Origin of the sequence: Brevundimonas sp. R86498 (genome assembly GCF_044598075.1) — a bacterium.
Taxonomy (GTDB): domain Bacteria; phylum Pseudomonadota; class Alphaproteobacteria; order Caulobacterales; family Caulobacteraceae; genus Brevundimonas.
Genome location: NZ_CP139004.1, coordinates 1,336,471 through 1,351,294, shown reverse-complemented (window position 1 = coordinate 1,351,294; position 14,824 = coordinate 1,336,471). Strand labels below are relative to the sequence as shown.

Annotated in this window: 15 protein-coding genes; 9 read left to right on the top strand and 6 right to left on the bottom strand. The window is 67.6% G+C overall.

All coding sequences use genetic code 11. The features are described 5' to 3' along the window. Position 1 precedes the first annotated feature (1 nt). Entirely contained in the window at positions 2–883 is an 882-nt protein-coding gene (locus SJY26_RS06720) for an ABC transporter ATP-binding protein (RefSeq protein ID WP_396595359.1), read from the bottom strand. Positions 884–988: 105 nt separating this feature from the next. Next, positions 989–3,121 carry a malate synthase G gene (locus SJY26_RS06715; protein ID WP_396595358.1) on the bottom strand — a complete coding sequence of 711 codons (2,133 nt, stop codon included), beginning with the start codon at positions 3,119–3,121 and terminating at the stop codon, positions 989–991. Positions 3,122–3,264: 143 nt separating this feature from the next. Here SJY26_RS06715 and SJY26_RS06710 point away from each other — a divergent pair, with 143 nt between their 5' ends. Both SJY26_RS06710 and SJY26_RS06705 read left to right on the top strand, forming a co-directional pair. Beyond that, the gene (locus SJY26_RS06710) at positions 3,265–4,833 is read left to right on the top strand and encodes a carboxylesterase/lipase family protein (RefSeq protein ID WP_396595357.1); all 1,569 of its coding nucleotides are present in this window, start codon (positions 3,265–3,267) and stop codon (positions 4,831–4,833) included. Between the two features lie 456 nt (positions 4,834–5,289). Further along, positions 5,290–6,885: a DEAD/DEAH box helicase gene (locus tag SJY26_RS06705; protein WP_396595356.1), complete on the top strand. Its 1,596-nt coding sequence runs from the start codon at positions 5,290–5,292 to the stop codon at positions 6,883–6,885. Positions 6,886–6,988: 103 nt separating this feature from the next. Here SJY26_RS06705 and SJY26_RS06700 read toward each other — a convergent pair whose 3' ends face one another. Further along, entirely contained in the window at positions 6,989–8,302 is a 1,314-nt protein-coding gene (locus tag SJY26_RS06700) for an OmpP1/FadL family transporter (protein WP_396595355.1), read from the bottom strand. Between the two features lie 185 nt (positions 8,303–8,487). Then, on the bottom strand, positions 8,488–9,243 hold the full coding sequence (locus tag SJY26_RS06695) for a competence/damage-inducible protein A (RefSeq protein WP_396595354.1): 756 nt from the start codon (positions 9,241–9,243) through the stop codon (positions 8,488–8,490). Between the two features lie 132 nt (positions 9,244–9,375). Here SJY26_RS06695 and map point away from each other — a divergent pair, with 132 nt between their 5' ends. The 7 genes from map (at position 9,376) to SJY26_RS06660 (ending at position 13,621) form a co-directional block, all read left to right on the top strand. Beyond that, positions 9,376–10,206, top strand: coding sequence for a type I methionyl aminopeptidase (map, locus tag SJY26_RS06690; RefSeq protein WP_396595353.1), 831 nt, complete (start codon positions 9,376–9,378; stop codon positions 10,204–10,206). Between the two features lie 52 nt (positions 10,207–10,258). Beyond that, complete coding sequence (gene radC, locus SJY26_RS06685; RefSeq protein ID WP_396595352.1) at positions 10,259–11,002, top strand: DNA repair protein RadC; 744 nt, start codon at positions 10,259–10,261, stop codon at positions 11,000–11,002. After that, positions 10,999–11,541, top strand: a complete 543-nt coding sequence (locus SJY26_RS06680) for a GNAT family N-acetyltransferase (protein WP_396595351.1) — start codon at positions 10,999–11,001, stop codon at positions 11,539–11,541. Before radC ends, SJY26_RS06680 begins: the two co-directional genes overlap by 4 nt. 24 nt (positions 11,542–11,565) lie before the next feature. Next, the gene (locus SJY26_RS06675; RefSeq protein ID WP_396595350.1) at positions 11,566–11,808 is read left to right on the top strand and encodes a BolA family protein; all 243 of its coding nucleotides are present in this window, start codon (positions 11,566–11,568) and stop codon (positions 11,806–11,808) included. A gap of 6 nt (positions 11,809–11,814) precedes the next feature. Next, positions 11,815–12,729, top strand: coding sequence for an aldo/keto reductase (locus SJY26_RS06670; protein WP_396595349.1), 915 nt, complete (start codon positions 11,815–11,817; stop codon positions 12,727–12,729). A 102-nt stretch (positions 12,730–12,831) separates the two neighbouring features. Next, on the top strand, positions 12,832–13,191 hold the full coding sequence (grxD, locus tag SJY26_RS06665; RefSeq protein ID WP_396595348.1) for a Grx4 family monothiol glutaredoxin: 360 nt from the start codon (positions 12,832–12,834) through the stop codon (positions 13,189–13,191). A gap of 4 nt (positions 13,192–13,195) precedes the next feature. Then, on the top strand, positions 13,196–13,621 hold the full coding sequence (locus SJY26_RS06660) for an acyl-CoA thioesterase (protein ID WP_396595347.1): 426 nt from the start codon (positions 13,196–13,198) through the stop codon (positions 13,619–13,621). Positions 13,622–13,623: 2 nt separating this feature from the next. Here the strand turns inward: SJY26_RS06660 and SJY26_RS06655 are convergent, their stop codons facing one another. Both SJY26_RS06655 and rpsD read right to left on the bottom strand, forming a co-directional pair. Further along, a complete protein-coding gene (locus SJY26_RS06655; protein WP_396595346.1) occupies positions 13,624–14,004 on the bottom strand; it encodes a hypothetical protein in 381 nt (126 codons plus the stop codon). Between the two features lie 149 nt (positions 14,005–14,153). Beyond that, positions 14,154–14,771, bottom strand: coding sequence for a 30S ribosomal protein S4 (rpsD, locus tag SJY26_RS06650; protein WP_305636901.1), 618 nt, complete (start codon positions 14,769–14,771; stop codon positions 14,154–14,156). Positions 14,772–14,824: the final 53 nt, after the last annotated feature.

Genomic DNA, 14,824 nt, shown 5'->3' with positions numbered 1-14,824 from the left:
CTTACGCCGCGACCTTGCGCGAGGCCGACAGGGTCGAGAAATAGACGTCCTCCAGCCCCCCGGGGACCGGCTCGAAGCCCTCGCCCGGACGCCGGTCCGCCAGCACATGGATCACAGTCTTGCCGGCGAACAGACGGGTCGAGATGACCTCATGTTTCGCGCGGTGCTCCTCGAGCGCATCCTTGTCGATGGTCTTCTTCCAGACCCGGCCGCTGAGCTGTTCCATCAACTGGGCCGGTGCCCCTTCCAGCTGGATCCTGCCGCCCGCCAGCACCGCCATGCGCGGACACAGGTCGGCCACGTCCTCGACGATGTGGGTCGACAGGATGATGACGACATTGTCGGCGATCTCGGCCAGCAGGTTCAGGAAGCGGTTGCGCTCCTCCGGATCCAGGCCGGCTGTTGGCTCGTCGACGATGATCAGTTGCGGGTTGCCGATCAGGGCCTGGGCGATGCCGAAGCGCTGCCGCATGCCGCCCGAAAAGCCCGCCAGCGCCTTCTTGCGCACCGACCAGAGATTGGTCTGGTTCAGCAGGGTCTCGACCGTCTCCTTGCGGTCCTTGCCCGAGGCGATGCCCTTCAGCACCGCCATGTGATCGAGCATGTCGTACGCGGAGACGCGCGGATAGACGCCGAAATCCTGGGGCAGGTAGCCGAGGGTGCGCCGCAGCTTCTCCGGCTCCCGGATCACGTCGATGCCGTCGAAATCGATGGTGCCGGAGGTCGGTGTCTGCAGCGTCGCGATCGAGCGCATCAGCGTCGACTTGCCCGCCCCGTTCGGCCCCAGCAGGCCGAACATGCCGGTCGGCACGGTCAGGGAGACATCGTCCAGGGCGCGGGTGCCGTTGGCATAGACGTGGACGAGATTCTTGATCGACAGCATGCCGGACTCCCCTGACAGTCAAGCGACCTTGTCAGGTCCGCCCGCGCCGGGCAAGTTACGATTGTGTCAGGATCGGGGCAAGCGCCTTGGCCCTGCTCCGCCGCGTCAGCCCGCCTTTACCCTTCGCCGGAAGGCGTGCAGCAGGGGTTCGGTATAGCCGTTGGGCTGATCCACCCCCTCGAACACCAGGGCGCGAGCGGCCTGGAAGGCCAGCGACCCGTCCGGATCTTCAGTCATCGGACGATAGAGCAGATCGCCCGCGTTCTGGGCGTCGACCTTGGCCGACATGTGCAGGAATGCCGCGTCGACCTGCTCCGCCGTACAGACCCCGTGCAGCAGCCAGTTGGCGATATGCTGTGAACTGATCCGCAGGGTCGCGCGGTCCTCCATCAGCCCGATGTCGTGGATGTCGGGCACCTTGGAACAGCCCACGCCCTGATCGATCCAGCGCACGACATAGCCCAGGATGCCTTGCGCATTGTTGTCCAGCTCGTCGCGCACGGCCTGCTCCGTCCAGTTCGCGCCGTACGCCAGCGGCGGGGTCAGCAGGTCCTCCAGCCCCGGCGTCGGGCGGGCCGCGACCTCGGTCTGCACTGCGAACACATCGACGGCGTGATAGTGCAGCGCATGAAGGGTCGCCGCAGTCGGCGACGGCGTCCAGGCGGTGTTGGCCCCGGTCCGCGGGTGGCCGATCTTCTGCTCCAGCATGTCGGCCATGCGGTCGGGGGCCGCCCACATCCCCTTGCCGATCTGGGCCCGGCCGGACAGACCGCAGGCGAGGCCGATGGCCACATTCCTGGCTTCATAGGCCGCGATCCATTTCGAGCTCTTGATATCGGCCTTCCGGACCACCGGTCCGGCCTGCATGGCGGTGTGGATCTCGTCGCCGGTGCGGTCGAGGAAGCCGGTGTTGATGAAGACGATCCGGTCCTTCACCGCATGGATACAGGCCGCCAGATTGGCACTGGTGCGCCGCTCCTCGTCCATCACCCCGACCTTGATCGTGTGGCGGGTAAGCCCCAGCAGATCCTCGACTGCGTCGAACAGCCGGTTGGTGAAGGTGGCCTCTTCAGGGCCGTGCATCTTGGGCTTGACGATATAGACCGAACCCGTCGCCGAGTTGGTGAACCCGCCCAGCCCGCGAAGATCGTACATCGCGATCAGGGAGGTCACGATGGCGTCGAGGATGCCCTCCGGGGCCTCGGTTCCGTCCTGCAGGAGAACGGCCGGATTGGTCATCAGATGGCCGACGTTCCTGACGAACAGCAGCGACCGGCCCTTCAGGGTCACCGCGCCACCGTTCGGGGCGATGAAGGTCCGGTCCGGCTCCAGCGTCCGGGTCAGGGCCTGGCCGCCCTTGCTGAAGCGGGCCGACAGGTCGCCCTTCATCAGGCCCAGCCAGTTGCGATAGGCCGCGACCTTGTCTTCCGCATCCACGGCCGCGACGGAATCCTCCAGATCACAGATGGTCGACAGGGCCGATTCCAGCACCACGTCCGACAGCCCGGCCGGGTCCGCCGCCCCGATGGCGCTGGACCGGTCGATCACCAGTTCGATATGCAGGCCGTTGTTGACCAGAAGGATGACGGTCGGGGCCGCAGGATCGCCGCGATAGCCGACGAACTGGGCAGGGCTTCGAAGCCCCGGGACCAGCCGCCCGGCCTCGACCGTCCAGCCGGTGACGCCGGAATGGGACCCGGTCTCCAGCGGCACCGCCTCGTCCAGAAAGGCCTTTGCGCGCGACACCACCCGGGCCCCGCGGGCAGCGTCATAGGCGCCGGCGGGCGGGAGATCGCCCAGGGCATCGGTGCCGTACAGCGCGTCATACAGGCTGCCCCAACGGGCATTGGCCGCGTTCAGCAGGAAGCGCGCGTTCAGGATCGGCACCACCAGCTGCGGCCCGGCCAGCCGGGCCAGTTCGTCATCGACCCGCTCGGTCGTCACCGCGAACGGGGCCGGCTCATCGACCAGATAGCCGATGTCCCTCAGGAAGCGCTCGGTCGCGGCTGGATTGTGCGGCTGGCCCTTCCGCTCCGCCGACCAGCTGTCGATGCGCGACTGCAGGATATCGCGCCGCAGCAGCAGCTTTCGGTTCTCGGGGGCGAACCGCGCGAAGAGTGCCGCAACACCGGCCCAGAAGCCGTCGGCCGCGATCACCAGACCCGGCAGCACCTCGTCCTCCAGAAAGGCGGACAGGGCGGGATCGACCGACAGGCCGGCACGGTCGTGGTGGGTCATTCAGGCATCTCCGGGCGGGAGCCGGTCAGGGAGGCGGCTCGTAACAATGCGTGATCACACTAGAGCCGGGCCACTGCGGCACCGCAAGGCCGGATCGGATTGACACCGGTGACAGGCCGCCGCGACTTGGCTTTACTCCGCCGATGCCCCCCTTCAGACGTCGCTCCGTCCTCGCCGCCGGTCTCGCCCTTGGCATCCCCGCAGGTCCCGCCCTTGCGCGCCAGACTCATCCGGTCGTCGCCACGACCCACGGTCCCGTCCGGGGCCGGAAGGACGGGGGCGTCGCCGTGTTCAAGGGGGTACGCTACGGGGCGGACACCGGCCCGCGCCGGTTCCAGCCGCCGGTCGCCCCCGCCCCATGGACCTCGCCGATCGAGGCCTTCGCCTACGGCCCCGCCAGCCCCCAGGGCGGATCGGAGCCGAACCAGAGCGAGGACTGCCTGTTCCTGAACGTCTGGTCGCCGGGGCTGGATCGGGCGCGCCGTCCGGTCATGGTCTATATCCACGGCGGGGCCTATTCGAACGGCTCCGGCTCCAGTCCATTGTACGACGGCACCCGGCTGGCGCGACGCAACGACGTGGTCGTCGTCACCGTGAACCACCGGCTGAACCTGTTCGGCTATGGCTATCTGTCGCGCATCGCGGGCGCGCCCTTCCTCGACAGCGGCAACGCCGGCCAGCTGGACCTGATTCTCGCGCTTCAATGGGTGCGGGACAATATCGCGGCCTTCGGCGGCGATGCCGGCCGGGTCATGGTGTTCGGCCAATCGGGTGGGGGTGCCAAGATCGCCACCCTGATGGCGACGCCCGCCGCCGCCGGCCTGTTTCATCGGGTTGCGACCATGAGCGGGCAACAGGTGACCGCCTCGGGCCCCATGAACGCCACCCGCCGGACCCTCGCCTGGCTGGACGCCCTGAACCTGCCGCCCGATCGGGCCGCCGAGGTTGCCACCCTGCCGGTGGAGACCTTGCTGAAGGCATCCGAGATCACCGATCCCGTGCTGGGCTTCGGGTCGCTGTATTTCGGTCCGGTGCTGGACGACCGGTCCCTGCCCCGACATCCATTCTATCCCGACGCCCCGACCCAGTCGGCCCATATCCCGATGATCATCGGCAACACCCATGACGAGACTCGCGCCTTCCTCGGCGGCGATCCGGCCAATCACACGCTGGGCTGGGACGACCTGCCGGGCAAGATGACCTTCGCCAACATGCGTATCGACGTAGCCCCCGAGCCGGTCATCGCCGCCTATCGGGGCATGTATCCGGACTACAGCCCGTCCGACGTCTTCTTCGCCGCCACCACCGCCGCCCGTTCGTGGCGCGGGGCGATCATCGAGGCCGAGGCCCGGGCGGCGGCGGGAACGCCGGCCTTCGTCTATCAACTGGACTGGACCTCGCCGATCGACGGCGGACGGCGCGGGGCCATGCACACCGACGACATCCCGCTGGCGCTGGACAACGTTACGGCGACCGGCAGCCGGGCGCAGGGGCCGCAGGCCCAGACCATGGCCGACTGCCTCAGCCGGGCCTTCGTCGCCCTGGCCCGCGACGGCGATCCCAACCACGCCGGCCTGCCTGTCTGGGCCCCCTATGACCTGACGCGCCGCCAGACGATGATCATGGATGCGCCGCCGCGGATGGAGGACGATCCCCGCGGAGCCGAACGCCGCCTGTTCGCCGCCATTCCGTATATTCAGCCGGGAACGTAGAGACGAAAGGGGTCATCCGTTCAACGCACGCGCTGAATTTCGCCCTGAAATCAACGCGGGCTGCGAAACAGGCCAGGCCCGACCATACGGTCTCCGCGGGCACGCTACACTGACAGCCTCGGTGTCCATCGGCACAGCATGACGGAAAGAGCGGCCCACCCATCCGGACCATCCGGACCATCCGGACACTGTTTCCGAGTCCGGCTTCGTCCGCCCCGCCTTGACTTTGCCGTATCAACGGCCCATCTGCCGCACCGTCGCACTCTAGCGATCCCCGGTGCGCTCCAGCGCGTGTGGGTCTTCCTCCCCATGAAGACCTGACTGTAGCAGCGGCCGGCCCTCAAGTTCACTACGCTGCCCGGACACGCGGGGCGGCGCCCGATCAAGCCCGCGATCGCCACTTTGGGGATCCGTCGGGATTGGCGGCGCGCGGCTCTCTGGCGTCATGCCCGGCCGATGCGCGTCGCCGCACGCGAAAGAACGTCACACGTGACCACTACCTTCGAATCCTTCGGCCTCAACAAGGCCCTGCTGCAGGCCCTCGCCACCGAGGGCTACACCATCCCCACCCCGATCCAGGCCCAGGCCATTCCTGACGTCATGAAGGGCAAGGACCTGCTGGGCATCGCCCAGACCGGCACCGGCAAGACGGCTGCCTTTGCCCTGCCGATCCTGCATCGCCTGGCCGAGAACCGCGTCGCCCCCCTGCCCCGCACCACCCGCTGCCTGATCCTGTCGCCCACCCGCGAACTGGCCAGCCAGATCGCCGAGAGTTTCAAATCCTACGGCAAACACCTCGGCTTCAAGGTCGCGGTCGTCTTCGGCGGCGTGAAATACGGCCCGCAGGAACGCGCCATCCAGGCCGGTCTCGACGTCCTCGTCGCCACCCCCGGCCGTCTGCTGGACCACATGCAGCAGAAGACCCTGGACCTGTCCTCGACCGAGATCTTCGTCCTCGACGAGGCCGACCAGATGCTGGACCTCGGCTTCGTCAAGCCGATCCGCCAGATCGTCAGCCGCATCCCCGCCAAGCGCCAGAACCTGTTCTTCTCGGCCACCATGCCGACCGAGATCGGGAAACTGGCCGGCGAGCTGCTGAAGGACCCCGTCAAGGTTCAGGTGACACCGCAGTCGACCACGGTCGAGCGCATCAACCAGACCGTCATCCACGTCGAACAGGGCCGCAAGCGCGCCCTGCTGACCGAGATGTTCGCCGACGACAACTTCACCCGCTGCCTGGTCTTCACCAAGACCAAGCACGGGGCCGACAAGGTCGCGGCCTATCTGGAAGCCGGTGGCGTCCAGGCCGGCGCGATCCACGGCAACAAGTCCCAGCCCCAGCGTGAACGCACCCTGGCCGCCTTCAAGGCCGGCAAGCTGCGCGTCCTGGTCGCCACCGACATCGCCGCGCGCGGCATCGACGTCGACGGCGTTTCCCATGTCGTCAACTTCGAACTGCCCTTCGTGCCGGAAGCCTATGTCCACCGGATCGGCCGCACGGCCCGGGCCGGCAAGGACGGCTCGGCCGTCAGCTTCGTCGCCGGCGACGAGATGAAGCTGCTGAAGGACATCGAGAAGGTCACCCGCCAGAAGATCCCGGCCACCGACCGCCGCAACGACAAGTCGCTGGGCCTGCTGGACCAGTCGATCATGGCCGCCGGTGTCGGCACCAAGGCGACTATGCCCGACCGTGAAGAGCGTCCGCGGGGCGAGGGTCGCAACCGCAACCCGCGCCGTGACGGGGTCAAGCCCAGCCACGGCGGCCAGCCGCATCGCCAGCGCAAGCCCGGCCCAAATCGTGATGGGGGCGGCAACCGCGAAGGCGGGCGTGATGCTGGACGTGATGGGGGCCGCGACCATAGCCGCGGCCACAACGGCGACCGTTCGATCGTCAGCGTGACCCCGTTCGATCCGCTCGCGGCCGACCGCGCCCGCTCGGCCGCCAACGCCAACCGTCCGGTGGCGGCGCCCAAGCCCGACGGCGAGATCAGCCGCCGCCCCCGCGGCCGTCGCCCCTCCAACGGCGGCAAGGGCTACGTCGCCAAGGCCTGATCGATACGACAGGGACCCGTCCGGTGCTAAGCGGGCGGGTCACAACGAAAAACGGCGGGCCCCGCAAGGGACCCGCCGTTGTCTTGTCCTTGATCCGGATGGATCAGAAGGCCCAGCGTGCGCCGATCGAGGCGCCGATGCCTGACCCGCTCGACGTGCCGCGCAGGCGGCTGGTCGTGGCGGCGGGCGTGCCGGCATAGAGGATCCGGTCACTGGAGATGTCGGAGTCCTGCAGCGCGATGTATGTCAGGGCGGTGTCGACCGTGACCGCGTCGGTCGCCTTGATCGAGGCACCGGCCGAATACAGCCAGCGGTCGCCGTCCGGGATGCGGGCCGTGCGCTCGGTGTCGCGCGTCGGGGTCGGGTCCCAGGCCACGCCGGCGCGGACGGTGACGCGCTCATTGGCCACATAGTCGACGCCGACCGAGCCTCCGGTGACGTCCTTGTAGTCCTGACGGATCTCGTTGCCGGTGGTTCCGTAGCGCACGCGGATGGCGTCGAACTTCGACCAGCCGACCCGGTTGACCTGACCGTTCAGGGTCAGGCGATCGTTGACCGCATAGCGGACCGAGGCCGAAGCGAACCAGGGCGTCGTGAAGGTCGCCGTCCCGTCGCTGGCGACATTGCCGCCGGCGATCGGACCGACCAGGCCCGAGATACCGACTTCGCCGTCCAGCTCGTGCTCGATCTCCGACCGGTAGCTCAGGCCGAAGTCCCAGGCCCCCTTGTGAACCTGGGCCCCGACATTCCAGCCATAGTCGATGCCGTCGCCTTCCAGGGTCGAACGGCCGTCCGGCAGCAGCGGCGAGAGGTTCGGCAGGCTGGAGCTGAGGAAAGCCTCGACATACTGGATGTCGACACCGGCCCCGACGTCCAGCCAGTCGTTGACCTGATAGGCCGCCGTCAGACCGACGTTGGCCGAGCGCAGTTCCGACGTCAGCGCGTCATAGCGGGTGAAGGCCCCCGGCTCGTATTTGGTGGTGAAGTTGTAGGGGGCCGCGACGCTCAGGCCGAACGCGAACCGGTCGCCGACCGGCATGGCGAAGGCGAAGTTCGGCACCAGACCACTCTCGATCGGGTCACCCTCAAGGCCCGTGCCAAGAGGACCGGTGACCGGCACCGTGGCACCGCCCGGATAGGTGATGGTGGACCCGGCGTTGTCCACGTCGGAATCCAGCAGCAGCCCGTGCAGGCCGACATAGACCTCGCGGCCACTGCGGGCGATCGAAGCCGGGTTCCACCACAGCGACGACACGCCGGTGTCCGCCGTCTCGCCGGAATAGGCCCGGCCGGCCCCGCGCACCGACTGCTCCTTCAGATAAAAGGCCTCGGCCAGCGCGGGTGTGGTCACCGCCGTCAGGGCGGCCACGGACACCGCGAGGCGAAGACTGCTGGCAAGGGCGTTGGAGACGGGCATGGATCATCCTTTCGGGCGCTCCTTGCACACGGAGCGTCACTGGCGTTCAGGGGGTCGAAGAGCGGGGAGGCTCTCGTTGTGCCCAAGTGCGTGACGCGGTGATTTGTTGCAATGATGGCGATGTAGCCGTTTCAATATTGCGTTACGATGGGCGTCGTTCGGCGAACCGTGCACAGCTTGACCGTTCAGGACATCAAAATCGCCTCGACGCCGTCCCTGCTTAGACGCGCGATCAGGGCCTCGGCCGCCCGGGGGACACGCGCGGCATCCCGGCCCCGCACCACCAGACTGGTGCCGATCTCGCCGACCGAACCTGCTCCGAACGGGTAACTGCCGAAGGACAGGTCGGCATGCGCAACAGCCAGCTCGGCGAGGGGGGCCGCGATCGCGCCCTCGCCGACGCCGGAGACCCTGACGGTCACCGCGTGCACCACCGCGCCGGTTCGCAGACGCGGCGCGACGTCCTGCAGCATCGCCGCCATGACCTTCGGCACTCCCGCCAGCACGAACACATTCCCGATCTGGAATCCCGGCGCATCCGTCACCGGATTTGCGATCAGCACCCCGCCCTCCGGAATGCGCGCCATGCGCCTTCGGGCGGCGTTCAGCTCATTCCCATAGCGGCGCTCAAGGATCGCCAAAGCGTCGGCTCGCTCCGCGATCCTGACACCGAAAGCCTCTGCCACACAGTTGGCGGTGATGTCGTCATGCGTCGGGCCGATGCCACCGGTGGTGAAGACGTAGTCATGGCCGGTTCGCAGGGCGTTCAACGCCTCAACGATCTGCCCCGGCCGGTCGCCGACGGTGCGAGCCTCCAACAGATCAATGCCCAGCACACCGAGGAACCGGGCAATAGCGTTCAGATTGGTGTCGGCCGTCCGCCCCGACAGGATCTCGTCGCCAATGATCAGGACGGCGGCTGTGGGCGAGGCGTGGGTCATGGGACACACCTACGCCGGCACAGCCAGGTCGCAAGGGCCTGCGACGCGTCGCCCTGAAACGGCTTGAGGTTTCGTGCTAGGCTCGCCATCTGACCTGAACGGCGCCGGCCGGCGCGACCCGAGACGAAGCGAATGTACGAGACGCCCGAGCTGGATACCGAGTTCTTCACCCGCACCAGCGCCATCCGCCTTTACCAGCCGGAGGATTTTGACGGCATGCGCGCCGCCGGCCGCCTGGTGGCCGAGGCCCTGGACATGATCACGCCCTTTGTCGTGCCGGGCGTCACGACCCAGGAGATCGACGACCGCATCCGCCAGTTCACCCTCGACAACGGGGGGCTGCCGGCCTGTCTCGGTTACAAGGGCTATATGAAAACCGTCTGCACCTCGATCAATCACGTGGTGTGCCATGGAATTCCCGGCGACCGGGTGCTGAAGGACGGTGACATCGTCAACATCGACCACACCGTCATCGTCGACGGCTGGCATGGCGATTCCAGTCGGATGTATGCCGTCGGCGAGGTCGGGGCCCGGGCGCGGAAACTGGTCGATGTCACCTATGAGGCGCTGGCCCTGGGACTGGAACAGGTGAAGCCCGGCAATACTTTCGGCGACATTGGCTTCGTCATCCAGCGTCACGTGGAAGCGGCCCGGATGAGTGTGGTCAGGGACTTCTGCGGTCACGGCATCGGCCGCCTGTTCCACGACAGCCCCAACGTCCTTCACTATGGCCGGAAGGGTGAGGGCGCGGTGCTGAAACCCGGCATGTTCTTCACCGTCGAGCCGATGCTGAATCTGGGCAAGCCGCATGTGAAGGTGCTGTCCGACGGCTGGACCGCCGTGACCCGCGACAAGTCCCTGTCGGCCCAGTGCGAGCACACCGTGGGCGTGACCGAGGACGGCGTGGAGATCTTTACCCTGAGCCCGGCCGGCCTGTTCAACCCACAGTCCGCCAGGGCTTGAACGGGACGCCGTGCGCGCTAGCCTGACCCCCTGAGCGCAGGGGGCGGGTGGAGTGACCGACGACAGCGAAGCCCCCTCACCCGCAGGAGGAAAGCCCGGTCCCCACCATGCGGGCCATCGCGAGCGGCTGAGACACCGGGCGCGCACTGCGGGCCTGCCCCACCTGCCTGACTATGAGTTGCTGGAGCTGTTCCTGTTCCGTAGCCAGCCGCAGGGCGACGTCAAGCCGGTCGCCAAGGCCCTGCTGGCCCGGTTCGGTTCCTTGGCTGCGGTTCTGGCCGCCTCGGTCGAGGACCTGATGACCGTGCGGACCGAGGACTCCCGGGGGCGAACGAAGGGCGTCGGGGCGGAGACCGCGCTGGACCTCGCGGCCCTGCACGAGGTGGCCGCCCGGGTGGCCCGGGAGCCCGCCGTCAAACGCCCGGTGATTTCTTCCTGGACCGCGCTTCTGGCCTATGTGCGCGTCGCCCTGCAGCATGAACCTCGCGAGCAGTTCCGGGTGCTCTATCTCGACAGGAAGAACCAGCTGATCCTGGACGAGGTGCAGAACCGGGGTACGGTCGATCATGCCCCGGTCTATCCCCGCGAAGTGGTTCGCCGGGGTCTGGAGGTCTCGGCCGCCGCCATGATTCTGGTGCACAATCATCCGTCGGGCGACCCCACGCCCAGCCGACCGGATATCGAGATGACGAAACAGATTGTGCTGGCAGCAAAGGCACTGGGGCTGGACGTCCACGATCACCTGATCGTGGGGCGCGACGGCGTGGCCAGCCTCAAGTCCCTGGGGCTGATGTGATCGGTCCCGTCCTGACCACGCCGCGGCTGACCCTGGCCCCGGTGACCGTGACCGACCTTGATGAAGTCGCCGCGCTCTGGGGCGATGAGGCCTTCACCCGGCCGATCGCAGGGCGCGGCCCGCTGACCGGAGAGGAGGTCTGGTTCCGGTTGCTGCGCGATCTCGGCCACTGGGCGGCGCTGGGCCGGGGCAACTGGTCGATCCGGCTGACCGCGACCGGCGACTATGTCGGCGGCGTGGGGGTGCTGGACTATCGCCGGGAATGCCTGCCGGTGCTGGATGCACCCGAACTGGGTTGGGGCGTGGCCCCCCGCTATCAGGGCCAGGGTCTGGCAAGGGAAGCCGTCGACGCGGCGCTGGACTGGTGCGATCGGGTGCTGAGGGCACCCCGTACGGTCTGCATGATCGATCCACTGAACGCGCCGTCGCTGAAACTGGCTGAACGGGTCGGCTACCGGCACCGGGAGCCGGGCCGGTATCAGGACAAGACCGTCCTCCTGCTCGAACGGGCAGCCGCGCCCAGCGTAGCGGCCCATTAAGGTTTACACGGCATCCTCTCGGCCATGCCCATGCCCGCCGAAACGCTTCGCGCCTATCTGACCGCGGCCTTTCCCGACGCCGAGATCGCCATCGACGATCTGGCCGGTGACGGGGACCACTACCGCGCCCGGATCGTGTCGAACGCCTTTGCAGGCCTTCCCCGGGTGAAGCAGCATCAGCTCGTCTATGCCGCGCTGAAAGGCCATATGGGCGGCGCGCTGCATGCCCTGGCCCTCGAAACCTCCGCTCCTACACCGACAGGCTGATCCGCCATGCGCTATCGCCCTTTCGGCGCATCCGGCGCCGCCATCTCGGCCCTGACCCTCAGCCTCGGCATCGACTGCCTCGGGCGCGGGCTGGCTGCGGCCAATGAGCTGATTTACGCGGCTCTGGAGGCTGGCATCAACTCGTACCGGCTGGAGACCGCCGACCCCGTGCTGGCGGAGGTCGTCGGTCAGGCCCTGTCCAATGTGGACCGCAAACTGCTCAACGTCAGCCTTGAGCTCGGCACCGGGGATGGTCGCAGGGGGTCCGAACGGGACTTCTCCGCCGAAGGGATGACCGGGGCGATCGACCGCTGCCTTCACATCTCGGGCCTCGGCTGGATTGATGTCGCCCTGCTGGAAGAACCCGGAGAGGACGAACTTCCGCAGACGTCTCTCAATGCGCTCAAGGCCCTGCGGGCGACCGGCCGGGTGCGGTATCTGGGGGTATCCGGCGAGACCGCAGTCATGGACGCCTATGTCTCGACGGGGGCGTTCGACGTGCTGGCCACGCCGTTCCATGTCAACGTCGACTGGCGGATCCGGTCGCGGGTCCGTGCCGCGCGCGAACAGGATATGGCCATCCTGGCCTATGGCTATTTCCCGTCAGAACTGGATAGTGAGAAGAAGGCCGTGACCCTTCATCAGCCCAAAAAGGGGCTGTTCGGCTTTGGTGGCGGCTCGGGTGGCCGGCCCAAGGATGATCCTCTCGCCGGGGCCGGGACATTCGCTTTCCTGCACCGCACCCCGCACTGGACCGCCGAGGCCATCTGCCTCGCCCACGCCATGGCCGATCCGGCCATCTCGAGCGTCCTGATCCGGGCGGTCGATTCCGAACGCCTGAACGTTCTGGCCGCCGTGCCCGAAAGGGACATGCCGCCGGGCCTGTCCGCCCAGATCGAGATGGCGCGCGTCGCGGCCTGAGCGCGCCCGGCCGGCGGCCGCACACGCAGGCTTGAGCCGACCCGGCCTTGACCGACCGAAGCCGGGTGCCTAGCTGACGCCTGCAACGAAAGGCGTCTTCCAGTGTCAGACCAAGCTCTCGAAACCCCGGCCGACCCGATCCATGCCTTCATCGCCCAGACCGTGGCGGAACATCCCGTCGTCCTGTTCATGAAGGGCACCCCTGACGCGCCGCGCTGCGGCTTCTCCTCGCTGGCGGTGCAAATCCTCGACCAGCTCGGGGCGTCGTTCGTGGGCGTCGATGTGTTGCAGGACGAGGGTCTGCGCGACGGGATCAAGGCTTTCACCGATTGGCCCACCATTCCCCAGCTGTATGTGAAGGGCGAGTTCGTCGGCGGCTCGGATATCGTGCGTGAGATGTTCCAGGCGGGTGAACTGGGTGCGTTGATGGTCGAGAAGGGCGTGCCGCTCGGCGAAGCCTGAGACCATGGCCCGCACCATCCTGATGCCGCGCGAGGACCGCGAGGTCTTCGAGCTGCCCCTGCCCATCCGTCCCGAGCACATCGACGACAACGGGCACGTGAACAATGTCGTCTATGTCGGCTGGCTGCAGGAGGCGGGGACGGCCCACTGGACCGCCCGCTTCGATCCGGCGACGCGGGCCCGATGGTCGTGGGTCGCCCTGAGGCATGAGATCGACTATCTGCGCGCGCTGCAGCCCGACAGCACCGCCGTGGCCCGGACCTGGGTCGGGGATCCTCACGGCCCGCGCTTCGCCCGCTATGTTCGGATCGAGGACGGCGAGGGCCGGCTGTGTGCCCAGGGCGTCTCGGAATGGTGTCTGGTCGATGCCGCAAGCCTGAGACCGACCCGCATCCCGGCGACCATGCTGCCGACGTTCGAGCGCCGTTGACGTCAGGCCGCCGGCGGAAGCTGATAGGGGTTGTTGACCGAGACCCGCGAACCGGGCGTCAGGCCCAGTTCCTCGAACGACCAGATCACCTCGACGCCTTCGGCGACCGGGGTCTCGCACAGGTCCTGATCGAGCCGGCGCACGGTGATGGTCGAGGTGTCGCCGTGGCGGTCGACCACGGCACTGAGATCATCCTTGTCGGTGCAGCCGTTGGAGCTGACGCGGAAAACCGCGAAGTCCCGGGTGATGGCGGCGGCGTGGAGCGGCTCAAGCTGACCCGGCATGGCGGCGGCACGCATCGGCTCAGCGGAGGGCAGCAGGGCGCAGCCGGACGTCACGAGCGCGGCGCAGGCCGCCAGGACCAAGGTGCGAATGGGAGCCATGCCCCGTTTCCTGTTCAACCTCACGGCCGAGGATCGCTCAATTCGGCCCCCGCCGCATCTGAATTAAAAGCAATGGGGCAGGCCCCGAAATGCAAGCGGCCCCGGATCGCTCCGGGGCCGCCCATGGTCCGCCGGAAGGCGGGGATCGCTTAGGAGGAGTAGTATTCCACGACCAGGTTCGGCTCCATCTTCACCGCGAACGGCACGTCGGCCAGTTCGGGGAAGCGGACGAAGCGGACCGAGAAGCCACGGTCGCCCAGTTCCAGATAGTCGGGGATGTCGCGCTCGCCGGACTGCTGGGCCTCGAGGACCAGCGCCATGTTGCGGGACTTTTCCTTGACCTCGACGACGTCGCCGACCTTCAGGCTGTAGGAGGCGATGTTCACCTTCTTGCCGTTGACGGTGACGTGGCCGTGGTTGACGAACTGGCGCGCGGCCCAGGGGGTCGGCACGAATTTGGCGCGGTAGACGGTGGCGTCCAGACGGGCTTCCAGCAGACCGATGAGGGTCTCGGAGGTGTTCCCCTTCCGGCGAGCCGCTTCGTCGTAGGTCTTGCGGAACTGCTTTTCCGTCAGGTTGGCGTAGTAGCCCTTGAGCTTCTGCTTGGCCTTGAGCTGCAGGCCGAAGTCGGAGACCTTGGACTTGCGGCGCTGGCCGTGCTGGCCGGGGCCGTAGGACCGCTTGTTGACCGGGCTCTTGGCCCGGCCCCACAGGTTCTCACCCATGGCCCGATCGATTTTGTACTTGGCGCTATGGCGCTTGGACATTCTGTTCTCTTCAACTTGATGCGGCCCGGCCCCTCCCCGAATGGAGGGGCGAT